The 25785-nt window shown below is 71.9% G+C and carries 25 protein-coding genes; 9 read left to right on the forward strand and 16 right to left on the reverse strand.

Going from position 1 to position 25785, the window contains the following annotated elements; genetic code table 11:
* Window positions 1-38 precede the first annotated feature (38 nt).
* Genes ACXJKG_RS02085 through ACXJKG_RS02100 form a run of 4 tightly spaced genes read left to right on the forward strand, consistent with a single transcriptional unit; the run spans window position 39 to window position 4337 of the window.
* Window positions 39-1022 (forward strand): sugar-binding transcriptional regulator, encoded by a 984-nt coding sequence (locus ACXJKG_RS02085; protein ID WP_456844098.1) that lies wholly within the window; start codon window positions 39-41, stop codon window positions 1020-1022.
* A complete protein-coding gene (gene deoC / locus ACXJKG_RS02090) occupies window positions 1019-2023 on the forward strand; it encodes a deoxyribose-phosphate aldolase (RefSeq protein WP_456844099.1) in 1005 nt (334 codons plus the stop codon). Before ACXJKG_RS02085 ends, deoC begins: the two co-directional genes overlap by 4 nt.
* Before the next feature lie 11 nt (window positions 2024-2034).
* The gene (locus ACXJKG_RS02095; protein ID WP_456844100.1) at window positions 2035-3480 is read left to right on the forward strand and encodes an aldehyde dehydrogenase family protein; all 1446 of its coding nucleotides are present in this window, start codon (window positions 2035-2037) and stop codon (window positions 3478-3480) included.
* Window positions 3477-4337 (forward strand): aldehyde dehydrogenase family protein, encoded by an 861-nt coding sequence (locus ACXJKG_RS02100; protein WP_456844101.1) that lies wholly within the window; start codon window positions 3477-3479, stop codon window positions 4335-4337. The genes ACXJKG_RS02095 and ACXJKG_RS02100 overlap by 4 nt, the downstream gene beginning before the upstream one ends.
* 52 nt (window positions 4338-4389) lie before the next feature.
* Here ACXJKG_RS02100 and ACXJKG_RS02105 read toward each other — a convergent pair whose 3' ends face one another.
* The 10 genes from ACXJKG_RS02105 to ACXJKG_RS02150 all read right to left on the reverse strand — a co-directional run bounded on the left by ACXJKG_RS02105 (window position 4390) and on the right by ACXJKG_RS02150 (window position 15527).
* Window positions 4390-5520: an adenosine deaminase gene (locus tag ACXJKG_RS02105; RefSeq protein WP_456844102.1), complete on the reverse strand. Its 1131-nt coding sequence runs from the start codon at window positions 5518-5520 to the stop codon at window positions 4390-4392.
* Window positions 5521-5559: 39 nt separating this feature from the next.
* The gene (locus ACXJKG_RS02110) at window positions 5560-5781 is read right to left on the reverse strand and encodes a hypothetical protein (RefSeq protein WP_456844103.1); all 222 of its coding nucleotides are present in this window, start codon (window positions 5779-5781) and stop codon (window positions 5560-5562) included.
* Between the two features lie 39 nt (window positions 5782-5820).
* Window positions 5821-7113 (reverse strand): thymidine phosphorylase, encoded by a 1293-nt coding sequence (locus ACXJKG_RS02115; protein ID WP_456844104.1) that lies wholly within the window; start codon window positions 7111-7113, stop codon window positions 5821-5823.
* On the reverse strand, window positions 7110-7505 hold the full coding sequence (locus tag ACXJKG_RS02120; protein ID WP_456844105.1) for a cytidine deaminase: 396 nt from the start codon (window positions 7503-7505) through the stop codon (window positions 7110-7112). Before ACXJKG_RS02120 ends, ACXJKG_RS02115 begins: the two co-directional genes overlap by 4 nt.
* Window positions 7506-7511: 6 nt before the next feature.
* The gene (locus tag ACXJKG_RS02125) at window positions 7512-8807 is read right to left on the reverse strand and encodes an ABC transporter permease (RefSeq protein ID WP_456844106.1); all 1296 of its coding nucleotides are present in this window, start codon (window positions 8805-8807) and stop codon (window positions 7512-7514) included.
* The gene (locus ACXJKG_RS02130; protein WP_456844107.1) at window positions 8804-10099 is read right to left on the reverse strand and encodes an ABC transporter permease; all 1296 of its coding nucleotides are present in this window, start codon (window positions 10097-10099) and stop codon (window positions 8804-8806) included. Before ACXJKG_RS02130 ends, ACXJKG_RS02125 begins: the two co-directional genes overlap by 4 nt.
* Window positions 10096-11709 (reverse strand): ABC transporter ATP-binding protein, encoded by a 1614-nt coding sequence (locus tag ACXJKG_RS02135; protein ID WP_456844108.1) that lies wholly within the window; start codon window positions 11707-11709, stop codon window positions 10096-10098. The genes ACXJKG_RS02130 and ACXJKG_RS02135 overlap by 4 nt, the downstream gene beginning before the upstream one ends.
* Window positions 11710-11832: 123 nt before the next feature.
* The gene (locus tag ACXJKG_RS02140; RefSeq protein WP_456844109.1) at window positions 11833-12930 is read right to left on the reverse strand and encodes a BMP family lipoprotein; all 1098 of its coding nucleotides are present in this window, start codon (window positions 12928-12930) and stop codon (window positions 11833-11835) included.
* A 207-nt stretch (window positions 12931-13137) separates the two neighbouring features.
* The gene (locus ACXJKG_RS02145) at window positions 13138-14343 is read right to left on the reverse strand and encodes an amidohydrolase (protein WP_456844121.1); all 1206 of its coding nucleotides are present in this window, start codon (window positions 14341-14343) and stop codon (window positions 13138-13140) included.
* An 83-nt stretch (window positions 14344-14426) separates the two neighbouring features.
* Window positions 14427-15527 (reverse strand): mannose-1-phosphate guanylyltransferase, encoded by a 1101-nt coding sequence (locus tag ACXJKG_RS02150; RefSeq protein WP_456844110.1) that lies wholly within the window; start codon window positions 15525-15527, stop codon window positions 14427-14429.
* A 163-nt stretch (window positions 15528-15690) separates the two neighbouring features.
* Between ACXJKG_RS02150 and sdhC the strand changes: the two genes are divergently transcribed.
* From sdhC to ACXJKG_RS02175, 5 genes are all read left to right on the forward strand, one after another.
* Window positions 15691-16098, forward strand: coding sequence for a succinate dehydrogenase, cytochrome b556 subunit (gene sdhC, locus ACXJKG_RS02155; protein ID WP_456844111.1), 408 nt, complete (start codon window positions 15691-15693; stop codon window positions 16096-16098).
* Window positions 16098-16559 carry a succinate dehydrogenase, hydrophobic membrane anchor protein gene (sdhD, locus tag ACXJKG_RS02160; RefSeq protein WP_456844112.1) on the forward strand — a complete coding sequence of 154 codons (462 nt, stop codon included), beginning with the start codon at window positions 16098-16100 and terminating at the stop codon, window positions 16557-16559. The genes sdhC and sdhD overlap by 1 nt, the downstream gene beginning before the upstream one ends.
* Window positions 16560-16595: 36 nt before the next feature.
* The gene (sdhA, locus tag ACXJKG_RS02165; RefSeq protein ID WP_456844113.1) at window positions 16596-18446 is read left to right on the forward strand and encodes a succinate dehydrogenase flavoprotein subunit; all 1851 of its coding nucleotides are present in this window, start codon (window positions 16596-16598) and stop codon (window positions 18444-18446) included.
* Window positions 18446-19210 (forward strand): succinate dehydrogenase iron-sulfur subunit, encoded by a 765-nt coding sequence (locus ACXJKG_RS02170; protein ID WP_456844114.1) that lies wholly within the window; start codon window positions 18446-18448, stop codon window positions 19208-19210. Before sdhA ends, ACXJKG_RS02170 begins: the two co-directional genes overlap by 1 nt.
* A gap of 170 nt (window positions 19211-19380) precedes the next feature.
* Window positions 19381-20151 (forward strand): phosphotransferase, encoded by a 771-nt coding sequence (locus tag ACXJKG_RS02175; protein ID WP_456844115.1) that lies wholly within the window; start codon window positions 19381-19383, stop codon window positions 20149-20151.
* A 4-nt stretch (window positions 20152-20155) separates the two neighbouring features.
* Here ACXJKG_RS02175 and ACXJKG_RS02180 read toward each other — a convergent pair whose 3' ends face one another.
* From ACXJKG_RS02180 to ACXJKG_RS02205, 6 genes are all read right to left on the reverse strand, one after another.
* Complete coding sequence (locus ACXJKG_RS02180) at window positions 20156-21145, reverse strand: YihY/virulence factor BrkB family protein (protein ID WP_456844116.1); 990 nt, start codon at window positions 21143-21145, stop codon at window positions 20156-20158.
* Between the two features lie 59 nt (window positions 21146-21204).
* On the reverse strand, window positions 21205-22215 hold the full coding sequence (locus tag ACXJKG_RS02185) for a YihY/virulence factor BrkB family protein (protein WP_456844117.1): 1011 nt from the start codon (window positions 22213-22215) through the stop codon (window positions 21205-21207).
* A gap of 9 nt (window positions 22216-22224) precedes the next feature.
* Window positions 22225-22797: a 2'-5' RNA ligase family protein gene (locus ACXJKG_RS02190; protein ID WP_456844118.1), complete on the reverse strand. Its 573-nt coding sequence runs from the start codon at window positions 22795-22797 to the stop codon at window positions 22225-22227.
* Window positions 22794-23834 carry a tryptophan--tRNA ligase gene (trpS, locus tag ACXJKG_RS02195; RefSeq protein ID WP_456844119.1) on the reverse strand — a complete coding sequence of 347 codons (1041 nt, stop codon included), beginning with the start codon at window positions 23832-23834 and terminating at the stop codon, window positions 22794-22796. The genes ACXJKG_RS02190 and trpS overlap by 4 nt, the downstream gene beginning before the upstream one ends.
* A gap of 80 nt (window positions 23835-23914) precedes the next feature.
* Window positions 23915-24307, reverse strand: a complete 393-nt coding sequence (locus ACXJKG_RS02200; protein WP_456844120.1) for a twin-arginine translocase TatA/TatE family subunit — start codon at window positions 24305-24307, stop codon at window positions 23915-23917.
* A 49-nt stretch (window positions 24308-24356) separates the two neighbouring features.
* Entirely contained in the window at window positions 24357-25772 is a 1416-nt protein-coding gene (locus ACXJKG_RS02205) for a S1C family serine protease (protein ID WP_456844122.1), read from the reverse strand.
* Window positions 25773-25785: the final 13 nt, after the last annotated feature.

Genomic DNA, 25785 nt, shown 5'->3' on the forward strand with positions numbered 1-25785 from the left:
ATGTTGCGAGGTGTCGACAGGGTGCCTACTGTGGAGAGGTGATCGAGTCGGACGAGCTGCTGTCCATCCGCGCAGCCGAGCTGTACTACGAGGACGACAAGACCCAGGACGAGATCGGGTCCATCCTCGAGCTCACGCGCTGGAAGGTCGGGCGGCTCCTCGCCCAGGCGAAGGCGGACGGCTTCATCCGGATCGAGATCGTGCACCCGCGCGCCCGGCGCCTGCCCATCGAGCGTCGGCTGCGCGAGACCTGCGGCCTGACCGACGCGGTCGTCGTCTCCACGGCGGGCGTCGACGGGCAGGACGAGCACGAGGTCCAGTCGCGGGTCGCCCAGGCCGCCGCCGACTACCTGGCCTCCCTGCGTCCCGTGCCGCGCACGCTCGGGCTCAGCTGGGGCCGGACGCTGCACGAGATCTCGGTGCACCTCGAGGACGGCTGGGCGTCGGGCGTCGACGTCGTGCAGATCAACGGCGGCGTGAGCCGCACCCGGCGGGCCGGCACCGCGGCGACCACCGCGGTCGCCATCGCCCAGAAGGGCCGGGGGCAGGCTGCGCTGCTGCCCAGCCCGGCGATCCTCGAGCGCCTCGAGACCAAGCAGGCCATCGAGTCCGACCGCGCCGTCGCGGCCGTCCTCGAGCTCGCCTCGACCGCGGACGCGTACCTCTTCAGCGCCGGCGCCGCCGACGAGACCTCGGTGCTCGTCGACAGCGGCTACCTCACGGCGGACGACGTCGCGGACCTCGTGCGTCGGGGCGCGGTCGGCGACGTCGTCGGGCGGTACATCGACAGCGCGGGCGCGATCGTCGACCCCCGCCTGGACGAGCGGACCGTCGGGCTCCCGCTCGAGCGCCTGCGCGCGGCGCCGCTCAGCATCGCCGTCATCGCCGGGGCGGCCAAGCACGCCGTGGCCGACGCCGTCGTGTCCAGCGGGCTCTGCACCGTGCTGGTCACCGACGAGGAGACCGCCACGACCCTCATCGAGAAGCACATGACCAGCGAAGGACAGCGAGGCTCAGCATGACAGGCACGCAGATCGCCCCCTCCGACCGCGCGCTCGCGCTGCTCGGCGGTGAGGCCAACGACGCCAACCTGCGGCGCTACCTGCACGGGATCCCCGGGGTGGACGCCGTCGGGCTCGAGCAACGGGCCGCGGGCCTGGGCACGCGCTCGATCAAGACGACCTCGAAGGCGTGGGCGCTCGACCGCATCATCGCGCTCATCGACCTGACCACCCTCGAGGGCGCCGACACGCCCGGCAAGGTGCGCTCGCTGGTCGCCAAGGCCCTGACGCCCGACCCGGCCGACCCCGGCTGCCCGCGGGTCGCCGCGGTCTGCGTGTACGGCGACATGGTCCCGCACGCGGTGCAGGCGCTCGGCGCGTCGCACGGCGACCCCGACAAGGGCGGGATCTCGGTCGCGGCGGTGGCCACGGCGTTCCCCAGCGGGCGCGCGTCGCGGTCCATCAAGCTGGAGGACACGGCCGACGCGGTCGCCGCGGGTGCCGACGAGATCGACATGGTGATCGACCGCGGCGCCTTCCTGGCGGGTCGGTACGGCCAGGTCTACGACGAGATCGTMGCCGTGAAGGAGGCCTGCCGCCGCGCCGACGGCACGTACGCGCACCTCAAGGTGATCCTCGAGACGGGCGAGCTGAACACGTACGACAACGTCCGCCGCGCCAGCTGGCTCGGCATCCTCGCCGGGGGCGACTTCATCAAGACGTCGACCGGCAAGGTCTCCCCCGCCGCCACGCTGCCCGTCACGCTGCTGATGCTCGAGGTGGTGCGCGACTGGCACCGGCTCAGCGGGCACAAGATCGGCGTCAAGCCGGCCGGTGGCATCCGGGCGTCGAAGGACGCGATCAAGTACCTGGTGACGGTTGCCGAGACGGTCGGCGAGGAGTGGCTGACGCCGCACCTGTTCCGGTTCGGCGCGTCGAGCCTGCTCAACGACGTGCTGCTGCAGCGCCAGAAGATGACGACCGGGCACTACTCCGGTCCCGACTACGTGACGATCGACTGAGGGGCCCGCAGATGTCATTCCTCGAGTACGCGCCCGCGCCCGAGTCGCAGGCGATCCTGAACCTGCGCAGCGAGTACGGCCTGTTCATCGGCGGCGAGTTCCGCGAGGGGCACGGCGCGCCGTTCGCCTCGATCTCTCCGGCGACGGAGAAGCACATCGCGACCATCGCGACGGCGGACGAGGCCGACGTGGACGCCGCCGTCGCCGCCGCCCGCAAGGCCTACGACAAGGTCTGGTCGCGGATGTCCGGCGCCGACCGCGGCAAGTACCTGTTCCGGATCGCGCGCCTGCTGCAGGAGCGGGCCCGGGAGCTCGCCGTGGCCGAGAGCCTCGACAACGGCAAGCCGATCAAGGAGAGCCGCGACGTCGACATCCCGCTGGTCGCGGCCTGGTTCTTCTACTACGCCGGCTGGGCCGACAAGCTCGACCACGTCGGTCTCGGGGCCCGCCCGGCGCCGCTGGGGGTCGCCGCGCAGGTGATCCCGTGGAACTTCCCGCTGCTCATGCTCGCGTGGAAGATCGCCCCGGCGCTGGCCGCCGGCAACACGGTCGTCCTCAAGCCGGCCGAGACCACGTCGCTGACCGCGCTGCTGTTCGCCGAGATCGTGCAGCAGGCCGACCTGCCCCCCGGCGTCGTCAACATCATCACGGGTGCGGGCGACACGGGCGCGGCCCTGGTCGGCCACGGGGACGTCGACAAGGTGGCGTTCACCGGGTCGACGTCGGTCGGCCGGGCGATCGCGAAGTCGGTCGCCGGCACGAACAAGAAGCTGACCCTCGAGCTGGGCGGCAAGGCGGCGAACATCGTGTTCGACGACGCCCCCATCGACCAGGCCATCGAGGGCATCGTCAACGGCATCTTCTTCAACCAGGGGCACGTGTGCTGCGCGGGCAGCCGGCTGCTGGTGCAGGAGTCGATCCACGACGAGGTCGTCGACCGGCTGAAGAACCGCCTGTCGACGCTGCGGCTCGGCGACCCGCTGGACAAGAACACCGACATCGGTGCCATCAACAGCGCCGAGCAGCTGCAGCGGATCCGGGAGCTCAGCGACATCGGCGAGGCCGAGGGCGCCGAACGCTGGACCGCGGCCTGCACCATCCCGGACAACGGGTTCTGGTACGCGCCGACCATCTTCACCAACGTGTCGACCAGCCACCGGATCGCCCGCGAGGAGATCTTCGGCCCGGTGCTGAGCGTGCTCACGTTCCGCACGCCGGCGGAGGCGGTCGCCAAGGCCAACAACACGCCGTACGGCCTGTCCGCCGGCATCTGGACCGACAAGGGCAGCCGCATCCTCGCGGTCGCCGACAAGCTGCGCGCCGGCGTGATCTGGGCGAACACGTTCAACCGGTTCGACCCGTCCAGCCCGTTCGGCGGCTACAAGGAGTCCGGGTACGGCCGCGAGGGCGGTCGGCACGGCATCGCCGCGTACCTCACGAGTGGAGCCGCCAAGTGAGCCGCCTCGCCGTACCCAAGACGTACAAGCTCTACATCGGCGGGGCGTTCCCGCGCAGCGAGTCGGGCCGCACCTACGAGATCGTCGGCGCCAAGGGCGCGTTCCTCGCCAACGCGGCGAAGGCCTCGCGCAAGGACGCACGGGACGCGGTCGTCGCCGCCCGGGCCGCGGTCGGTGGCTGGTCGGATGCCACGGCCTACAACCGCGGCCAGGTGCTCTACCGCGTCGCCGAGATCCTCGAGGGCCGCCGGGCGCAGTTCGTCGCGGAGATCGTCGACGCCGAGGGCGTGTCGACGTCCGTCGCGACCGCGCAGGTGGACGCGGCCATCGACCGCTGGGTCTGGTACGCGGGCTGGTGCGACAAGTACGCGCAGGTGGCCGGCAACGCCAACCCCGTCGCCGGGCCGTACTTCAACATCTCGGTGCCGGAGCCCACGGGCGTCGTCGCGATCATCGCCCCGCAGGACTCGTCGCTGCTCGGCCTGGTGTCCGCGGTGGCCCCCGCACTCGTCGGCGGCAACACGGTCGTCGTCGTGGCCAGCGAGCGGCTCCCTCTGTCGGCGATCAGCCTGTCCGAGGTGCTCGCGACGAGCGACGTGCCCAAGGGCGTCGTCAACGTGCTCACGGGGTCACCGGCCGAGATCGCGCCCTGGCTCGCCAGCCACGCCGACGTCAACGCGCTCGACCTGGTCGGCGCGGGCGACCTCGACTGGGTCGACCTGCAGATCGCGGCGGCCGACACCCTCAAGCGGGTCATCCCGCCCGAGAACGGCCCGGACGCCGCGGCGCCGTCCCTGGACCGGATCACGGCGTTCTCGGAGACGAAGACGGTCTGGCACACGAAGGGCCTGATCTAGGACGGCAGCACGAAGGCCCGCACCCGGCAGCGGGTGCGGGCCTTCGTCGTGCTCAGGCGCGGTGCCGGCTGCCGCGGGCGCTGGCGTAGGCGGGCAGCAGCACCTGCTCGATGAGCGCCAGGCGCTCGTCGTGGTGCAGGAACGTGTGCTGGGCGGCGGTGACGGCGACGTCGCGCAGGTCGGCCAACGTCCAGCCGGCCTCCTCGACCAGCAGCGTGAGCTCCCGGGTCATCGAGGTGCCGGACTGCAGCCGGTTGTCGGTGTTGACGGTCACGGCGAACCCGAGGTCCCGCAGGCGCGAGATGGGGTGGGCGGCCACGGACTCGGCGGCGCCCGTCTGCACGTTCGAGGACGGGCACAGCTCGAGCGGGATGCGCCGGTCGCGGACCCAGTGGGACAGGGTGCCCAGCTTGTCGCCGAGCTCGTCCGTGCTGATGTCCTCGACCAGGCGGACGCCGTGGCCGATCCGCAGCGCGCGTCCGACGTGGATCGCGTCGGCGATCGACTCCGGCCCGACCGCCTCGCCCGCATGGACCGTCGCCGGGAAGTCCGCCTCGGACAGGGTGGCGAACGCGCTGGCCAGCCGCGCGGCCGGGAAGCCGATCTCGGCGCCGGCGATGTCGAAGCCGACCACGCCGTTGTCCCGGTTCTCCAGCGCCAGCGCCGCGATCTCGTCGCCCCGGTCCGCGTGTCGCATCGCCGTGACGAGGGTGCCGATCCGGATCGAGCGGCCCTGCGACGCGGCCTCGGCGATCCCCTCCGCGAACCCGGCCTGCACCGCGTCGACCACCTGCTGGAGCGAGAGTCCCTTGCTCAGGTGCTGCTCGGGCGCGTACCGCTGCTCGGCGTAGACGACGCCGTCGGCGGCCAGGTCGAGCACCGACTCCCGGGCGACCCGGCGCAGCCCCTCCTCGGTCTGCATGACCGCGACGGTGTGGTCGAACGTCTCGAGGTACCGCACCAGGGTCCCCGAGCTCGCGGCCTCGACGAACCAGCGGCCCAGCTCGTCGGCGTCGGTCGTCGGCAGCTCGTAGCCGATCTCGCCGGCCAGCTCGATGATCGTCGCCGRGCGGAGCCCACCGTCGAGGTGGTCGTGGAGGACGACCTTGGGAAGTCCGGGGATCAGCGCGACCAGGGATGCGACGGCATCGGTGGCCTCGGGCGTGTCGGAGGGCGACGTCATGGCCCCACCGTAGCGGGACGGACGTTCACCAGCAGTCGGTCAGCCGTCCGCCCCGTCATCGTCGGGCACCTCGGTGTCCTGCTCGACCACGTCGGCCTCGTCGGCGAGCCCCTCGCGGTCGGGCCGGGCGAAGGCGGGCTCGTACTCCTCGGGGTCGGTGACGTCCGGTGTGTCGTCGTCGCCGAGGTTGCGAGGGACGTCGGGGTCCGCCGGGGCCAGTCCGGCGTCCCGCCACGAGTCGCTGCCGGGAACGGTGCTCATCACCCCATCGTGCCCCCGCCGACGCGGAGCCGCGAGGGGTCAGGCGTCGATGCGGTCGATCACCAGGGGCCGCACCGGCACGGCGGTGCCGGCGGGTGCGACGACGACCGCGCCGCCGAGCGCCTYGATCGCGCGGCCGAACCGCTCGGGCGTGTCGGTGTGCAGCGTCATGAGCGGCTGACCGGCCCGTACGACGTCCCCGGGCTTGGCGTGCAGCTCGACGCCGGCCCCGGCCTGCACCGGGTCCTCCTTGCGCGCGCGGCCGGCCCCGAGGCGCCAGGCCGCGATGCCGACGGCGTAGGCGTCCAGCTCGGCGAGCACGCCGTCCGCCTCCGCGAGCACCTGCGACGTCTCCCGGGCCACCGGCAGCGTGGCGTCCGGGTCGCCGCCCTGGGCCGCGATCATGCGCTTCCACGCGTCCATCGCCCGGCCGTCGCGCAGCGCCGCCTCGACGTCGTCGACGGGCCGTCCGGCCGCCGCGAGCATCTCGCGCGCCAGGGCCACGGTGAGCTCGACGACGTCCGCCGGTCCGCCGCCGGCGAGCACCTCGACCGACTCGCGGACCTCGAGCGCGTTGCCCGCCGTCAGCCCGAGCGGCGTCGACATGTCGGTGAGCAGCGCGACCGTCCGCACGCCCGCGTCGGTGCCCAGCGCGACCATGGTCCGGGCCAGCTCGCGGGCGCGGTCGACGTCCTTCATGAACGCCCCGGAGCCCACCTTGACGTCGAGCACCAGCGCGCCCGTGCCCTCGGCGATCTTCTTGCTCATGATCGAGCTGGCGATCAGCGGGATGGCCTCGACCGTGCCCGTCACGTCGCGCAGCGCGTAGAGCTTGCGGTCGGCGGGCGCGAGGCCCGAGCCGGCCTGGCAGATGACCGCGCCGACGTCGTCGAGCTGCGCCATCATCTCGTCGTTGCTCAGGGCCGCCCGCCAGCCGGGGATCGACTCGAGCTTGTCCAGCGTGCCGCCCGTGTGACCGAGCCCGCGGCCCGACAGCTGCGGCACCGCGACGCCGAAGACGGCGACCAGCGGGGCCAGGGGCAGCGTGATCTTGTCCCCGACGCCGCCGGTGGAGTGCTTGTCCGCGGTCGGCCGGGACAGCCCCGAGAAGTCCATCCGCTCGCCGCTGGCGATCATCGCGGCCGTCCACCGGGCGATCTCCGCGCGGTCCATGCCGTTGAGCAGGATGGCCATGTTGAGCGCCGACATCTGCTCCTCGGCCACGACCCCGCGCGTGTACGCGTCGATGACCCAGTCGATCTGCGCGTCGGACAGGCGGCGCCCGTCGCGCTTGGTGACGATGACGTCCACGGCGTCGAACGACTCGGTCATGCGCGTTCCTCCAGGTCAGCGGGCCCGAAGGCGTCGGGGAGCACCTCGGTCATCGGCTTGACGCCGTGCGTGGTCTCCACCTGCAGTCGCGCTCCCCCGTGCTCCCACAGCAGCTGGCGGCAGCGGCCGCAGGGCATGAGCACGTTGGCGTGCTTGTCCACGCACGTGAACGCCACCAGCCGCCCGCCGCCCGAGACGGTCAGCGCCGAGACCAGCGAGCACTCGGCGCACAGCGTCACCCCGTACGAGGCGTTCTCGACGTTGCAGCCGACGACCACCCGCCCGTCGTCGACCAGCGCGGCGGCGCCGACCGGGAAGTTCGAGTACGGCGCGTACGCCTTGTGCATGACGTCCGTCGCGGCCGCCCGGAGGGCGTCCCAGTCGATGTCCACTTCAGCTCACTTCGTGTAGGGGATGCCCTCGGCGGCCGGCGGGCGCACGCGTCCGACGAGACCCGCGACGGCGAAGATCGTCACGATGTAGGGCGTCATCAGCATGATCTGGCTGGGGATCGGCGTCTGGATGATGCTCAGCTGCAGCTGCAGGTTGTTGGCGAAGCCGAACAGCAGCGCGGCGGCGAGAGCGCCCTTCGGGCTCCAGCGGCCCAGGATCATCGCGGCGAGCGCGATGTACCCCTTGCCGTTGGTCATCTCCTTGCCGAACGCCAGCCCGGCCGCGACCGTGAAGAACGCGCCGCCGAGACCGGCCACCGCGCCGCCCAGGACCGTGGAGCGCAGCCGGGTCCGGTTGACCTTGATGCCGACCGTGTCCGCCGCCTTCGGGTGCTCGCCGACGGACCGCAGGCGCAGGCCCCAGCGGGACCGGAACACCATGATCTGCAGCAGGATCACGACGACGTACATGATGTAGACGAGCACCGTCTGCCGGAACAGCACCGGGCCGATGATCGGGATCTGCGAGAGCACCGGGATGCTGATGACGGGCAGGCCGGGCGGGTTGTTCCAGGTGTCCGGGTTCTGCTTGAGCACCGTGGAGAACAGGTAGCTGGTCACGCCGATCACCAGCACGTTGAGCACGACGCCGACGATGATCTGGTTGACCACGTACTTGATGGCGAAGAGCACCAGCAGCAGACCGACGAGCGCCCCCGCGAACGGTGCGGCGATCAGGCCCGCGTACGCACTGCCCGTGAGGGTCGCGACGACGGCGGCCAGGAACGCGCCGCCGAGCAGCTGACCCTCGATGGCGATGTTGATGATGCCCGAGCGCTCGCACAGCAGACCGGCCAGGGCGCCGAACACCAGCGGGATGGCCAGGAACAGCGAGCCCTGCAGCAGCCCGGTGAGGGGCAGGCCGCTGGTCTTGCCGGCCACCGCCCACACCAGGAACGCGAACACCATGAGCACGCCGTACGTGATCGGCAGCCAGGCGCCGACCTTGCGCCGCTGCCGCGTCGCGTTGAACGACAGGCCCGCCAGCACCAGGGCGCCGAGGCACAGGACGATCGCCGTGAGCTTCGACGGCACCGCGAACGGGTCGAAGTGGACGAAGTCCTTGGACGTCGAGATGGAGAACGTGCTGACGTCACCGCTCTCGCCCATCAGGCCGAACACGACGAGGCCGAGCAGGGCGACGGCGCCGTAGGCGATGGGGGCGTGCCAGCGGATGGGCGGCAGCACGAGCTCGCCGGCGGGGCGGGCCGCGGCCGGGGCGTCGATCGTGGGGGCGCTCACGCGCTGACCTCCTTCGCGGCGACGGGGACCACAGGTTTGGGTGCGCGTGGCGCGTCCGGCGAGGGCAGCCGGAACACCGCCCGGACCAGCGGCGGGGCCGCGATGAACAGCACGATGAGGGACTGCACGACGAGCACGATGTCGATGGGCGTCCCGGTGCGCGCCTGCATGACGACGCCGCCGGCGCGCAGCGCGCCGAACAGGATGCCCGCGAAGACCGTGCCCAACGGCTTGGACCGGCCGAGCAGGGCGACCGTGATGGCGTCGAACCCGTAGCTCGCCGCGACGCCGGCCGTGAGCACCCGCTCGGTGCCCAGCACCTGCGCCGACCCGGCCAGACCGGCGAAGGCACCGGCCGTGAGCATGACCCAGATGTAGGTGGAGTTCACCGAGATGCCGGCCGTGCGCGCCGCGTGCGGGTTGGACCCGACCGCGCGCCAGCGGAAGCCGACGGTCGAGCGCTCCATGAGCCACCACGTGAACACCGCGGCGGCGATGGCCACCAGGAAGCCGGCGTGCAGCCGGTAGCCGCTGCCCAGCAGCAGCGGGTAGGCGGCGCTGTCGGGGATGGGGGGGCTCACCGGGTTGTTGCTGCCCGGCCGCTGGAACGCGTCGAGGCTCAGCAGGTACGCCACGAGGTAGACGGCGATGTTGTTGAGCATGATCGTGACGATGACCTCGTGCGCACCCGTGCGCGCCTTGAGCACACCCGCGATGCCGGCCCACAGGGCACCACCGACCGCGGCGCCGATCACGCAGAGCAGCAGGTGCAGCCCGGGGGGCAGGTCGAACGCGAACCCGATGTACCCGGCGAAGATGCCACCGAGGATGATCTGGCCCTGGGCACCGATGTTGAACAGGCCGGCGCGGAAGCCGATCCCCAGGCCGAGGCCGGCGAGGATCAGCGGCGTCGCGACGGTCAGGGTCTCGGTCAGCGGCCGGATGGCTCGCGCGAAGGTCGCGGCCCGCGGGTCGTAGATCGCGCCGGCGAACAGGGCCGCATAGGCCTCGGACACCGCGGTCCACGCGGCCGAGAGGACGTCACCGGGCTTGGCGAAGAAGTAGGTCGCCGCGGCCTGGACCTGCGGGTCGGCGGCCGCGATGAGGACCCCACCGAGGATCAGGGCGAGGACGACGGCGAGCACCGAGACGAGCCAGCTGCTCGACAGCATCTCGTGCAGGATCCGGCGGCCGCCGTCGGGCTCGTCGGTCTCGACGGGCTCGACCACCCCGGTCTGGGCCGGGGGCGGCACGGCGGCGTCGGGCAGCGGGTCCGGCGTGGGGCTGCTCACAGCTCCTCCTGGGGGAACGTCGGGTCGGAGGTCGGCGCGCCGGGCGCATCGGCCTCGAGGTCCAGCTCGCCGAGCGTCGTGTGGTGCTCGGCGGCCTGCCGCACGGCGTCCTCGAGCGGCACGCCGGCCATCATCAGGCCGAGGACGTCGCGGTCGGTCCCTCCGGGCACGTTGCCGACGATGCGGCCGCGGTACATCACGAGGATGCGGTCGGCCAGCGCCAGCACCTCGTCCAGCTCGGTCGACACGATGATCACAGGGGTGCCGCTGTCGCGCTCCTCCACGATCCGGGAGTGCACGAACTCGATCGAGCCGACGTCCAGGCCGCGTGTGGGCTGCGACGCGATGAGCAGGCGCAGCGGCCGCGACATCTCCCGCGCCAGCACGACCTTCTGCTGGTTGCCACCGGACAGCGTGCTCGCGTGGGCGTCGATCGAGCCGGTGCGCACGTCGAACTCCGCGATCCGGCGCTCGGCGTTCGCGCGGATCGCCGCGGGCTTCAGCGCGACGCCACGGGCGAACGGCTCGTACCGGTGCAGGTCGAGAATGAGGTTCTCGGCGATCGAGAAGTCGGCGATGACGCCGTCGGTCGACCGGTCCTCGGGCACGAAGCCCAGCCCGGCGTTCAGCACGTCTCGCACCGAGCGCCCCACCAGCTCGACGCCGTCCAGCTGCACCGACCCGGCGACGGGGGCCTGCAGCCCGAGCATGACCTCGGTGAGCTCGGTCTGGCCGTTGCCCTGGACCCCGGCGACGGCGACGATCTCGCCGCGCGCCACGTCGAACGACACGTCGTCGATCTGGCGCACGCCGGCCTCGTCGATGACGGTGAGGTTGCGCACCTGCACGGTGACCTCGCCCGGCACGGCCTCGCTGCGCGCGACACCCAGCTCGACCGAGCGCCCGACCATGAGGGACGCCAGCTCGGTCTCGGAGCTGGTGGGCTCGGCGGTGCCGACGACCTTGCCGCGGCGGATGACGGTGATGCGGTCCGCGACGGCGCGGACCTCCCGCAGCTTGTGGGTGATGAAGACGATCGAGGTGCCCGACTCCTTGAGCTGGCGCATGATCGCGATCAGCTCGTCCGTCTCCTGCGGCGTCAGCACGGCGGTCGGCTCGTCGAGGATGAGGACCTTGGCGTGGCGGGAGAGCGCCTTGATGATCTCGACGCGCTGCTGGACGCCGACCGGGAGGTCCTCGATGTAGGCGTCGGGGTCGACGTGGAACCCGAACTGGTCGGAGATCTMCTTGACCCGGCGTCGCGCCTCGGGGAGGTCGATCAGGCCGCCGCCGCGCACGGGCTCGTGGCCCAGCACGACGTTCTCCGCGACGGTGAAGACGGGGACCAGCATGAAGTGCTGGTGGACCATCCCGATCCCGGCGCCCATGGCGTCGCCCGGGCCGGCGAAGGTGACGGGGACGTCGTCGACGAGGATCTGGCCGTCGTCGGGGTCGTACAACCCGTACAGCACGTTCATCAGCGTGCTCTTGCCCGCGCCGTTCTCGCCGAGCAGCGCGTGGATCTCACCGGGCTCCACGACGAGGTCGATGTGATCGTTGGCGACCAACGACCCGAAGGTCTTGGTGATGCCCTGCAGCTCCAGCTTCACCGATGGGCTCCTTCGACTCGCGCGTTCTCAGACACTATCCATCTGCCCGGCGCGACGGCGTGCCGGACAGGCCGACGGCCCGGGCACGTGGCCCGGGCCGTCGTCCTGCTGTCGTGCGTCAGATCACTTCGGGGAGGCGTCGGACTCCACGACGATGTCGCCCGAGATGATGCCGGCCTTGAGCTCCTCGACCTTCGCCTTGACGTCGTCCGAGACCTTCGAGTCGAAGTCGTGGAACGGCGCCAGGCCGAGGCCCTCGTTCTCCAGCGTGCCGACGTACGGGTCGGAGCTGAACTTGCCGTCCACGGCCTCGCTGATCGTGTCGAAGACGGCCGGGCCGATCTCCTTCATGACCGAGGTGAGGACGATGGGGCCGTACTCCGTGGTGACGAACCAGTCGGCGTCGACGCCGACGATCGCGACGTTGCCGGCCGCCTGCGCGACGGAGGCGGTGCCGAGACCGACCGGGCCGGCGACGGGCATGATGATGTCCGCGCCCTGGTCGATGAAGGACTGGCCGATGTTCTTGCCGTCGTCCTGGCTGTCGAAGTTGCCGGCGAAGACGCCGGTCTGCGCGGCCTTGTCCCAGCCGAGGAGCTGCACGGACTTGCCGTTGTCCTCGTTGTACTTGGCGATGCCGTCCGCGAAGCCGTCCATGAAGATCGTGACGGACGGGATCTGGATGCCACCGAACGTCGCGACCTTGCCGGTCGTCGACTGCGCCGCGGCGACGTAGCCCGCGAGGTAGGCCGACTGCGCCGTGTCGAAGAGGATCGGCTTGGCGTTGTCGATGGTGACGGGGTTGAAGTCCGCGTCGGAGAACGAGCTGTCGACGAGCGCGAACTTGATGTCCGGGTTCGCCTCGGCGGCCGTCTGGATCGGGTCCTCGAGCAGGAAGCCGACACCGATGATCAGGTTGCAGTTCTCGGCGACGAGGCTGTCGATGTTCGGCGTGTAGTCCGTGTCGGCGCTCGACTCGACGTGCGCCTCGGTGATCCCGAGCTCGTCCTTGGCCTTCATGAGGCCCTCGAACCCGGCCTGGTTGAACGACTTGTCGTCGAACCCACCGGCGTCGGAGACCATGCAGGCCTTGAAGTCGACCGACGCGGCGGTCGTGCCGTCTGCGCCGGGGGTGGCGTTGTCCTCGGGGGCACTGCCACACGCCGCAAGCGCGAGGGCGACCGCCCCGCCGAGCGCGGCCACTCGAATGATCTTCTTCACGCGACTCTCCTGAATCTCGTCAGCAGCCGGTCCGGCTGGGCCGACCGTGCGGATGGCACGACGGTGTACCACCACAAGGTCTGGGGCTGCCCGGCATTGATTCCTCGGACCCTAACGAGCGCAACGTGTCGGGCAGGTTACCGCTGGGTATCTGTGCAGGTTCCGTTACCGACTTGGAATGTCCGCCCAGGTGACGGACGTGCCGTCTCAGCCTGCGAGAAGGGCGGCGCGGGCCARGAACAGCGCGCCGACCTCCACGGCACGCTCGTCCACCCGCAGGTCCCCCTGGTGGATGTCGAACGTGTGCCCGCCCGGCGTGCGCGTGCCCAGCCGCGCCATCGCCCCCGGCACCTTCGTGAGGTACCAGGCGAAGTCCTCGCCGCCGAGCGACTGCTCGGTCAGCAGCACCGACCCGGCGCCGAGCACGTCGCGCGCGGCCGCCTCGAGGACGCCCGTCGACTGCTCGGCGTTCTCGACCGGCGGGACGCCGCGGTGGTGCCGGACGTCGACCGTGACGCCCAGCGGGGCGACGACCTGCTCGACCGCGGAGTGGAACACCTCCGACGCCTTCTCCCAGGCGCGCACGTCCAGGCACCGCAGGGTGCCCTTGACCACTCCCGACGCCGGGATCGCGTTGTGCGCCGACCCGGCCTGCACGGCGCCCCAGGTGAGGTTGACGCCCGAGCGCGGGTCGAGCCGGCGGCCCAGGATCGCGGGCACCTGCGTGATGACCTGCCCGAGCGCGAAGACGACGTCACCGGTCAGGTGCGGCCGCGACGTGTGACCGCCCGGCCCCGAGATCGTCACGGTGACCTCGTCGCTCGCGGACGTGATGGGCCCGATGCGGGTGCCCACCTGGCCGACGTCGACCTTGGGGTCGCAGTGGAACGCGAGGATCTGCCCGACACCGTCGAGCCCGCCGGCGGCCACCACGTCGAGCGCGCCCCCGGGCTGCACCTCCTCGGCGGGCTGGAAGATCAGCCGGACGCCGGTGGTCAGCTGGTCGGCCACCTCGGCCAGGATGAGGCCCGCGCCGAGCACGGCGGTGGTGTGCACGTCGTGCCCGCAGGCGTGCGTGACGCCCCGGACCGTCGACGCCCACGGCACGCCGCTGGTGTCCTGCACGGGCAGCGCGTCGAGGTCCGCCCGCAGCGCGACCCGCTTGCGACCCGTGGCCATGGGGCTCGGGCCGATGTCGCAGACGAGCCCGCTGCCCGGCAGCAGCTGCGGCTCGAGGCCGGCCGCGCGCAGCCGCTCGGCGACGAGCTTGGTGGTCCGGACCTCGGTGCGGCCCAGCTCGGGATGGGCGTGGATGTCCCGCCGGACGGCCACGAGCTCGTCCCGCAGCCCCGCGGCGAGCGCGGCGAGACGCGCCGACACCGGCTCCACCGGGTCGGGCCGGAGGCTGGTCAGCGGGGCGACGACGGGCAGGAGGGGGGACGACGACACGCCTTCGACCCTATCCGCGACCGCGGCGGCCAGCGGCCGGCTCCGCGTCAGAGCAGGTCGTCGCGCCCGAGCGCCCGCCAGCCGTCGACCGCGGATTTCACGGCCTGGGCGTGCGCGCGCGTGGTCACGAGCACGGCGTCGGGGGTGTCGACGACGACCGCGCCGGGCAGGCCGAGCACCGTGACGGTCCGCTCCGTGCCCGACACGACGAATGCGCCGTCCGCGTCGATGCGCAGCACGGCCTCCTCGTCGCCGAGCGTGTCGACGGGCAGAAGCTCCGCGAGCGAGTCGAAGTCGCCGATGTCGTCCCACGTGAAGTCGCCCGGCACGACGGCCACCCCGCCGGCGGCCGCGACCGGCTCGGCGATCGCGTGGTCGATGGCGATCTTGGTCAGGCCGGGCCAGACGCGCTCGAGCACCTCGCCGCGCTCGTGGCCGTCCCAGGCGGCGGCGATCTCGAGCAGCCCGGCCGTCAGCGCCGGCAGTTGCGTCGCCAGGTGGTCCAGCAGCACGCGCGCCCGCACGATGAACATGCCCGCGTTCCAGCGGTACTCCCCCGTCGCCAGGTACTCGGTCGCCGTCTGCTCGTCCGGCTTCTCCGTGAACCCGGCGGCGTGCGCGACGGTCGGTGCACCGTCGAGGCCGAGCAGCGCACCCGAGCGCACGTAGCCGAACGCGGTCGAGGGGCCCGTCGCGGCGATCCCGAGGGTCACCACGTAGCCGGCGCGGGCGGCGACGACGCCCTCGCGCACCGCCTGCTCGAACGCCGCCGTCCCGTCGATGACATGGTCCGCGGCGAACGACCCCAGCACCACGTCCTCGCCGTGCCGGGCCAGCAGGACGGCCGCGGCCAGCCCGATCGCGGCCATCGAGTCGCGCGGCGAGGGCTCGGCCAGCACGTCGTCGGCCCCCAGCTCCGGCAGCTGTCCCGCCACGGTCACCGCGTGCCGTGCCCCGGTGACGACGAGCACGCCGCCCTGGCCCGTCAGCGGGAGCAGCCGGTCCACGGTCGCCTGCAGCAGCGTCCGGCCCGATCCCGTGAGGTCGAGCAGGAACTTCGGGTGGCCGGCGCGGGACAGGGGCCACAGGCGCGTACCCGCGCCGCCGGCGGGGACGACGGCGTGGAATCCGGGAATCGTGGTCGACATGGGGGTCAGGGTAGCGACCGGGTACACCCCCGCAGTGCTGTGCAATACCTCACAGCGGGGGCCTTACGGCCCTTGCCGACGGGTTGCGTACTGATCGGTTCACTACAGTTGACGCGACAAGGACGCCGTCGTCCGAACCTCTTTCTTCGCCAGGAGGCCCACAGTGCCTGCAGCGCCCCCAGCGCCGGCCGCCCGTAAGGCACCCGCCGGCACGCTCTACCGAGGGCGGGAAGGCATGTGGTCGTGGGTCGCGCACCGCGTGACCGGCATCGCGATCTTCTTCTTCCTGCTCGTGCACGTGCTCGACACGTCGCTCGTGCGCATCTCGCCCGAGGCGTACAACGACGTCATCGGCACGTACAAGAACCCGATCATGGGACTCGGTGAGGCCGGCCTCGTCGCCGCCATCGTGTTCCACGCGTTCAACGGCATCCGGATCATCCTCGTCGACTTCTGGGCCAAGGGCCCCAAGTACCAGCGCGTGATGCTGTGGGTGGTGCTCGGCCTGTTCGTCGTGACCATGGCCGGCTTCCTGCCGCGCCACCTGATGCACGTCTTCGGAGGCGAGTGATGAGCACCATCGCCGACCCGAAGGCCCCCCGTGCACCGCGCGCGAGGCCGTCCCGCCTGACCACCCGCGGCAACACCGAGCTGTACGGCTGGGTGTTCATGCGCGCGTCCGGCGTCGTCCTGCTGGTGCTGATCTTCGGGCACCTGTTCGTCAACCTGGTCGCCGGCGAAGGCGTCAAGGCGATCGACTTCGGCTTCGTCGCGGGCAAGTGGGCGTCGCCGTTCTGGCAGGTCTGGGACCTGCTCATGCTCTGGCTCGCGATGATCCACGGCACCAACGGCGTGCGGACGATCATCAACGACTACGCCGAGCGCGACGGCCTGCGGCTCGTCCTCAAGGGGCTGCTCTACCTCGCGTTCCTCGTCGTCGTCGTGCTGGGCACGCTCGTGATCTTCACGTTCGACCCGTGCCCGTCGGGCTCGCCCGCGGACCTGCTCCCGTCGTTCTGCACGGCGTCCTGACGCTCTCTCCCCAGACACAGGAAGGCATCGACCCCGATGCAGACCCACCAGTACGACGTCGTGATCGTCGGCGCGGGCGGCGCCGGCATGCGCGCGGCCCTCGAGTCCTCGACCCGCGTGCGCACGGCCGTCATCTCCAAGCTCTACCCGACGCGCTCCCACACGGGTGCGGCGCAGGGCGGCATGTGCGCCGCGCTGGCCAACGTCGAGGAGGACAACTGGGAGTGGCACACGTTCGACACCGTCAAGGGCGGTGACTACCTGGTCGACCAGGACGCCGCCGAGGTCATGGCCAAGGAGGCCATCGACGCGGTGCTCGACCTGGAGAAGATGGGCCTGCCGTTCAACCGCACGCCCGAGGGCAAGATCGACCAGCGCCGGTTCGGCGGGCACACGCGCAACCACGGCGAGGCCGCCGTGCGCCGGTCCTGCTACGCCGCCGACCGCACCGGCCACATGATCCTGCAGACGCTGTACCAGCAGTGCGTGAAGAACGAGGTCGAGTTCTACAACGAGTTCTACGTCCTCGACCTGCTGGTGGACCACGACCTCGCGGCCGGCCACGTGCCGGACGGCGAGGAGGTCAACGTCTCGGGCGTCGTCGCGTACGAGCTGGCCACCGGCGAGATCCACGTGTTCCAGGCCAAGTCGGTCGTGCTGGCCACGGGCGGCGCCGGGAAGATCTACAAGACGACGTCGAACGCCCACACGCTCACGGGCGACGGCATGGCGCTGGCGTACCGCCGCGGCATCCCGCTGGAGGACATGGAGTTCTTCCAGTTCCACCCGACCGGCCTGGCCGGGCTCGGCATCCTCCTGTCGGAGGCGGCGCGCGGTGAGGGCGCCATCCTGCGCAACTCCGAGGGCGAGCGCTTCATGGAGCGYTACGCCCCCACCATCAAGGACCTCGCGCCGCGGGACATCGTCGCCCGCTCGATGGCCAACGAGGTGCGCGAGGGCCGCGGCGCCGGCCCCAACAAGGACTACGTCCTGCTCGACCTCACGCACCTCGAGCCCGCGCACATCGACGCCAAGCTGCCGGACATCACCGAGTTCGCGCGCACGTACCTCGGCATCGAGCCGTACACCGAGCCCGTGCCCGTGTACCCGACGGCCCACTACGCGATGGGTGGCATCCCCACCAACATCGAGGCCGAGGTGCTGCGCAACCAGTCCGACGTCATCCGCGGCCTGTACGCCGCCGGCGAGGTCGCCTGCGTGAGCGTGCACGGCTCCAACCGCCTGGGCACCAACTCGCTGCTCGACATCAACGTGTTCGGCAAGCGGGCCGGCATCTCCGCCGCCGCGTACGCGCTGACCGCGTCGTTCGTGGAGCTCCCCGAGGACCCGGCGGCCACCGTCGTCGCCGGTCTCGAGGAGATCCGCACCCGGCCCGACGGCGAGCGCGTCGCGGACATCCGCAAGGCCCTGCAGGAGTCGATGGACCTCAACGCGCAGGTGTTCCGCACCGCCGACTCCCTCACGCAGGCGCTCGACGACATCAAGGCCCTGCAGAAGCGGTTCCGCCGGGTGTCGGTGCAGGACAAGAGCAGGATGTTCAACACCGACCTGCTCGAGGCCGTCGAGCTGGGCTTCCTGCTCGACATCGCGGAGACCGTCGTCGTCGGCGCCCTCAACCGGGACGAGTCGCGCGGCGGTCACTTCCGCGAGGACTTCCCGGACCGCGACGACAAGAACTACATGCGTCACACGATGGCCTACCGGCGTCCGCTGCCCGTCAAGGGCCACCGCCTGTGGGGCTCGGAGGGCGACGGCGACCACAAGGGCTCGTTCGCGCACACGACGCTGTTCGAGGACTACCAGCTCGTGCTGGGCTCCAAGCCCGTCACGATGACCCGCTACCAGCCGATGGAGCGTAAGTACTGATGACCGCGACCCTTGATGCTCCTGCGGCCGAGGTCGGAGCCATTCCCTCCTTCGACGTGACCCTCAAGGTCCGGCGCTACCTGCCGGGCGACGACGGCACCACGAGCGAGCCGTACTGGGACGAGTTCACGGTCCGCGCGCACGGCACCGACCGCGTCCTCGACGCCCTGCACAAGGTGAAGTGGGAGGAGGACGGCTCGCTGACGTTCCGCCGCTCCTGCGCCCACGGCGTGTGCGGCTCGGACGCCATGCGCATCAACGGCCGCAACCGCCTCGCGTGCAAGACGCTGCTCAAGGACCTCGACCTCAAGAAGCCGATCACGATCGAGCCCATCAAGGGCCTGCCGGTGATCAAGGACCTCGTCGTCGACATGGAGCCGTTCTTCGCCTCCTACCGCGAGATCATGCCGTTCCTCATCACCACCGGGAACGAGCCGACGAAGGAGCGCCTGCAGAGCGCCGAGGAGCGCGCACGCTTCGACGACACCACCAAGTGCATCCTGTGCGCCGCGTGCACGTCGTCGTGCCCCGTGTTCTGGACCGACGGGCAGTACTTCGGTCCCGCCGCGATCGTCAACGCGCACCGGTTCATCTTCGACAGCCGCGACGAGGGTGGCGCCCAGCGCCTCGAGATCCTCAACGACAAGGAGGGCGTGTGGCGCTGCCGCACCACCTTCAACTGCACCGAGGCGTGCCCGCGAGGCATCGAGGTCACCAAGGCGATCCAAGAGGTCAAGCGCGCGATGATCACGCGCGCCTTCTGACGCGTCCGACTCAGGGCACGCACCCGCTCGGGTGCGTGCCCTCGTCGCGTGAAGACTTCGTTGCGGTGAGCGGAACGAAGTCTTCACACGAGCGCCGTCCGACGCCCCGTCCGGGCGCGTGCCCTGATCTCGTGTGCGCTCGGTGCCCCACGCCGGGTAGCGTCCGCGGCGTGAGCCACGGCCCCGACGACGAGATCCTCCTGCCCGGCGGGAACGTCGGCGGGGCCGTCCGCGTCGGTGACACGGTGCGGCGGCCGACCGGCCCGTGGACGCCCGCGGTGCACGAGCTGCTGGACTTCCTCGCCGCCGCCGGGCTCCCCCGCATCCCGCGCGTGCTCGGCATCGACGACCGCGGCCGGGAGATCCTCACGTTCCTGCCGGGCCGGGTGCTCGACATCGGGCGGGAGACGCTGAGCGACGCGCAGGTCCGGTCGGCGATGCACTGGCTGCGGGACTACCACGCGGCCGTCGCGGACTTCCCCCGGGACAGTCGACGGTGGCGCTTCGTCGAGCGCGCCCTCGCGCCCGGCGAGATCGTGTGCCACCACGACAGCGCGATGTACAACATGACGTTCGACGGCGACGAGCTGGCCGGGGTGTTCGACTGGGACGTCGCGGGCCCGGGGATCCCGCTGGACGACGTCGCGATGTTCGCGTGGAACAGCGCCGTCCTGTTCCCCGACGCCCCCGCGGACGAGGTCGCCCACGTGCTGCGGACCATCGCCGACGGCTACGGCGGGCTCGACCCGCACGCCGTGCTCGACCACGTCGTCATCCGCATGACCGACGCGGCGAACCGCATCGCGGCCGCCCAGCTGGCGGGCGACCCCGGCATGCTCCGGCTGGGCGAGGCCGGCGAGCCGGCGAGCACCCGAGCACGCCTGGCGGTGCTGGCCGCGCGGCTCCCGGACCTGCACGCCGCGCTGGACGCCACGGGCTGACCTCTCAGACCGCGACTGCCTTCGCGGTCTTGCCCGGCGGCTCGACGTACGGCGGGTCCGCGGTCCAGGCGGCCGCGACCAGCATGATCCGGGCGATCAGGTTGACCCACACCAGCAGCGTGACCAGCACGGCGACCGAGGTGAACAGCGGGTTCTTGCTCACGCTGCCCGCCACGACGGTCGTGCCGAGCGTCCGCACGATCCCGAGGCCCGTCGCCGCGATCGCCGACCCCCGCAGCAGGTCCGGCCACGGAGGGTTCTCGCCGGCCAGCACCCGGACCACCAGCATGAAGAGCGCGGCGTCGATCACGAAGGCGACGGCGATGCCGAGCGTCCGCAGCACCAGCGTCGTCAGGCCGCTCCACCCGAGGGCGTCGAGGAGCCAGGACGCCACCGTCCCGACGCCCGTGGTGAGGATCGCCGACAGCAGCACCGCGAACGCCAGCCCGACGAAGCCGCCCAGGTCGCGGGCCTTGCCGAGCATCGGGTTGCCGGCGAGCTCGGACGCGAACATCGCCCGCACCGACCGGCGCAGGGCCGTCATCGCGGCGACCGCGCTGAGCAGGAGGACGACGACGGCGATGATGCCGGCGGCGGTCAGGCTGGTGGACAGCTCGAGGGTCGTCGGGTCGAGCGCGCCCTGGCCGTCCCCGGTGTCGAGGAGGTGGGGATAGGTGGTGTCGACCGCGTCCAGGACCCTCTCGCGCAGCTCGTCGTTGTCGCCCAGGACGGCGATGAACGCCGTGTAGCTGATGGTCAGCGCGGCGAACACCGAGAACAGGGCCGCATAGGCGATGCCTCCCGACAGCACGCCGCCGCTGCGGCGCCGGAAGCGCGCGTTCGCGCGACCGGGTCGGGTGTGCTGCCACCAGGCGTACGAGGCCTTGCCGCGGGCGACGAGCGACGGCCTGGCCGCGGGTGAGGACCGGTCCGCGCCGCCGCGCGCCCGGGCCGCCCCGCTCGCGACCGCGGGGCTCGTCTCGTCGGCTGCCATGCGCTGACCCTAGGTGGGCCCGCGAGCCCGGTACAGGCGCCGAACCGGTGAGCAGCGCGTCAGGCGCTGGGGGCGTCCGGCGTCGTCGGCCCGACGAACGGCGGGTTCGCCGTCCAGGCGGCAGCGAGCAGCGAGATGCGCGCGATGAGGTTGATCCAGACGAGCAGCGTGACGATGACCGCGACCGACGTGAACAGCGGGTTCTTGTTCACGCTGCCGGCGACCACGGTGGTGCCCAGGATCCGCACGATCCCGATGCCGACGCCGGCGATGACGGCCCCCCACCGCAGGTCGCGCCACGGGGGGTTCTCGCCCGCCAGCACCTTGACGATCAGCAGGAACGTCGCCGCGTCGATGACGAACGCGACCAGGATGCCGAGCGCCCGCAGCACCACGGTCGTCGACGAGCCCCACCCGAGCGCGTCGAGGATCCAGGACGCCGCCGTGGCCACGCTCGTGGTGAGCACGGCGGAGAGCAGGACGGCGAACGCCATGCCGACGAAGCCCCCGAGCTCGCGCGCCTTGCCGAGCACCGCGTTGCCGCCGCCCTCGGACGCGAACATCGCCCGCACGGCCGTCCGCAGGGCCGCCATCGCCGCGATCGCGCTGAGCAGCAGCACGACCACCGCGATGATCCCCGTGGCCGTGAGGCTGCCGCTGAGCACCAGCGAGTCGGGGTCGATCATCCCCGAGCCGTCACCGGTGTCGATCAGCCCGGGCAGCGAGGAGTTGATCGAGTCGAGCACCTTCGCGCGCAGCTCCTCGTTGTTGCCGAGGACGGCCATGAACACCGTGTACCCGATGGTCAGCGCCGCGAAGACCGAGAAGAGCGCGGCGTAGGCGATGCCGCCGGTGAGCACGCCGCCGCTGCGGGCGCCGAAGCGCGCATTCGCCCGGGCGGGACGCGTGTGCTTCCACCACTCGAGCAGGGCCTTCGCCCGCGTCACCAGCGACGGTCTCGTGCTCGGCCCCACGGGGTCGGGGGCGACGACGGTGGCGTGCGCGTGGGCCGCTCCCGCGCCGGCGGCCGCGCTCGTCTCGTCCCGGAGGGGGGTCTCGTCGGCCGTCATTCCCCGACACTAGGTCGCGGCGATGACCCCGGCATCTGCGGGCGAACCGGTGAGAGTGAAGTCACGCGCAGGCCGCCACACGCCGTCGTCGCCGTGCGCGTAGCTGTGGAAGCTGTCGACGACGAACGACGCGTCGAAGTCCGCCAGCCCCGCGAACGCCGCGTCGAGCTGGGCGTCGGGCACCTCGTGCGCGACGGTGACGTGCGGGTGGTAGGTGAACCGCAGCTCCTGCTCGAGGACCCCGGACCGGACGCTGCTCTCGAGCCCCTCGCACCCCGCCACACCCTCGGCCACCTGCACGAACACGACGGGCGAGACCGGTCGGAACGTCGCGGTGCCCCGCAGGCGGACGACGAAGGGCGCGTGCTGCTGCGCGATCGCCGCGAGGTGCTCGTCGACGGGCACGACCTCGTCGTGCTCGATCACCGTGGGACCCAGCAGGGTGATGTGCGGCGGGATGAAGTCCGCCCACGGGTCACCGAACTGCGCCCGGGCCGCCTGGAGGACCGAGCCGTACGGCTCCGGGACCGTGATCGCGACGCCGATCCGGACCTGGTTGCCGGAGCGGCCCGGCAGCCTCACGCGCCGACCCGCGCGCGCGTACGGCGCGGGAGGAGCCCACTGCGGTCGTAGAGGCGCTCCAGCGTGCCGGCGGCCAGCGCGCCGGCGCGGTCGGCACCGTCGGCCAGGATCTCGTCGAGCGACGCCGGGTCGGACAGGTAGCCGTGCACGCGGGCCTGGAACGGCGTGAGGAAGTCGACCACGACGTCCGCGAGGTCCTTCTTCAGGTCGCCGTAGCCCTTGCCCTCGTACTGCGCCTCGAGCGCGGGGATCTCGCGGCCCGTCAGCGCCGAGTAGATCGTCAGCAGGTTGGACACACCCGGCTTCGCCTCGGGGTCGAACCGGATCTCCCGCTCGGCGTCGGTGACCGCCGACTTGATCCGCTTGGCCACCACCTTGGGGTCGTCGAGCAGCTCGATCAGGCCGTTCGGGCTCTCGGCCGACTTGCTCATCTTGGCCGTCGGGTCCTGCAGGTCGTAGATCTTCGCGGTGGCCTTGACGATGTGCGGCTCCGGCACCACCACGGTGTCCGGCCCGAACCGGGAGTTCAGCCTCTGCGCGAGGTCCCGCGTGAGCTCGAGGTGCTGACGCTGGTCCTCACCGACCGGCACGAGGCTCGTGTCGTACAGCAGGATGTCGGCCGCCATGAGCACGGGGTAGGTGAACAGCCCGACCGTGGTGCCCTCGGTGCCGTGCTTCCCCGACTTGTCCTTGAACTGCGTCATCCGGTTGGCCTCGCCGAACCCGGTGTGGCACGACAGCAGCCACGCCAGCTCGGCGTGCTCGGGCACCTGCGACTGCACGAACAGGATCGACCGGTCCGGGTCCACGCCCGCCGCCAGGTACTGCGCCGCGGTCCTGCGGGTGCGGTCGCGCAGCACCCTCGGGTCCGGGCTCACGGTCAGCGCGTGCAGGTCGACCACGCAGTAGATCGCGTCGTGCTCCTCCTGCAGGGCGACCCACTGGGTCAGTGCGCCGAGGTAGTTGCCCAGCTGGAGGGAGTCGGACGTGGGCTGCATCCCGGAGAAGATGCGCGACTGCTGCGGCGCCAAGACCATCGGACCATTCTGTCAGGGCGGGAGGACCCGGCTCGCGGGTGCCGTCCCGGGGTGAGCGGAGGACGTGTTCTCGACCGGCGTCAGGTCGCCTCGTCGTCGTACGGGGTGGGTCTGGGCGGGCCTGCCGCCGCCGCGGCAGCGACGCCACCGGTCGCCGCACGGGCCGCCCCTGCCCCGGTCACAGGCCGGGTGGCCGGCGTGCTCACGGGGCGGACCGGGTCGTCCTCGAGGAGGGCGTCGCGCACGATGCGGCGCGGGTCGTACTTGCGCGGGTCGAGCGCCGACCAGTCGACGTCGCCGACCTCGTCGCCCAGCTCCTCGTCGACGCGAGCCTTCGCGTCCCGGATGAAGGACCGGGCCTGGCGGACCCACTGGCCCAGCTGTTCCGCATAGCCCGGGAGCCGCTCGGGGCCGATGACGAGCGCGGCGACGACGAGCAGCACGAGCAGCTCTCCGCCGTTGATCCCGAACACCGGGTCAGAGTACCTCCCGCCCCTGAGGGACCGGGGGCGGAGCCGGACGTCACTCCGTGGGCGACTCGTCGAGCTTGACGCGGACGTCGCGCTCGCTGGACCCGCTGCGCACGTGCAGCACGATCGTCTCGCCGGGGGTCCGCGCGCGGATGGCCACGATGAGCTCGTCCGGGTCGGTCACCGGGCGGCCGTCGATCGCCAGGATCACGTCGCCGGGGTGGATGCCGGCCCGGTCGGCGGGGCCGTCCGCGGTGATGGGGGCCTGCCCGGACTGGGAGTCGGACGAGACCTGCACGCCCTCGCCGTTGTACCGCTGGTCCAGCAGCACGCCGATGATCGGGTACGTGGCGTGACCGGTCTCGATGAGCTGGTCGGACGTGCGGCGCACCTGGTTGGACGGGATGGCGAACCCGAGCCCGATGCTTCCGCCGACCAGCGCCGTCGAGCCCGGGGGCTGCGCGATCGCCGAGTTGATGCCGATGACCTCGCCCGCCGCGTTGACCAGCGGACCGCCGGAGTTGCCCGGGTTGATCGCGGCGTCGGTCTGGATCGCGTTGATGAAGGCCGTGTCGCTCGAGTCGGTCGACTCCCCCGCCGACACCGGCCGGTTGAGCGCGCTGACGATGCCGGTGGTCACGGTGCCGGCCAGCCCGAGGGGCGCGCCGACCGCCACGACGGCGTCCCCGACCACGACGGCGTCGGAATCACCGAGCAGCAGCGGGGTCAGCCCGTCGACGTCGACCTTGAGGACGGCCAGGTCGTAGTCGGCCGTGCTGCCGACGATCGTCGCCGCCTGCTCGCTGCCGTCGACGAACGTGACGGTGATCGTGGTCGACGCCGCTTCCTTCGCCTGCGCGATCACGTGGTTGTTGGTGACCAGGTAGCCGTCGCCCCGCAGCACGAAGCCGGACCCGGTGGCGCTGCCCTGCGGCCCGTCGACCTGGATCGACACGACGCTGGGCAGCACGCCGGCCGCGATGCCCGCCACCGAGTCGGGGGCGCGCTCGATCGTGCCGGTGCCCGCGGCGGCCACCGGCAGGCCGGCGTCGGCGAGGTGGTCGTCCTTGGTCGCTCGTGCACCGATGACGCCGCCGACCACGCCCGCCACGAGCGCGAGCACGACGAGCGGGGCCACCCACGCGACCGACAGGGTGCGGCGGCGCTTCCGGTGCAGCACGACCGTGTGCGGTACCACGGCCGAGCCGTGCGGCTGCTCCGGGCCTGTCGGCGGGGTCGCGAACGGGACGCCCTGCCACTGGCCGGCGCCGGTGGGCTGCTGTCCCTGCTGGGGCGCGTGCCCGTACGGGCTCGGCGACCCGTGCTGGGTCGCGGGACCGGCCGGGTTCGGCGGGGCGTACGGCGGTGGCGGGGTGTACGGCGACGGCGGCGCGAAGGGGGACGCCGGCGGCGTGTAGTGCGGCGCGGAGCCGTGCGGGACGGACCAGTGCTCGCCGGGCGCCCGCAGCGGGGCCGCGGCG

Source organism: Cellulomonas sp. P5_C6 (genome assembly GCF_054049635.1).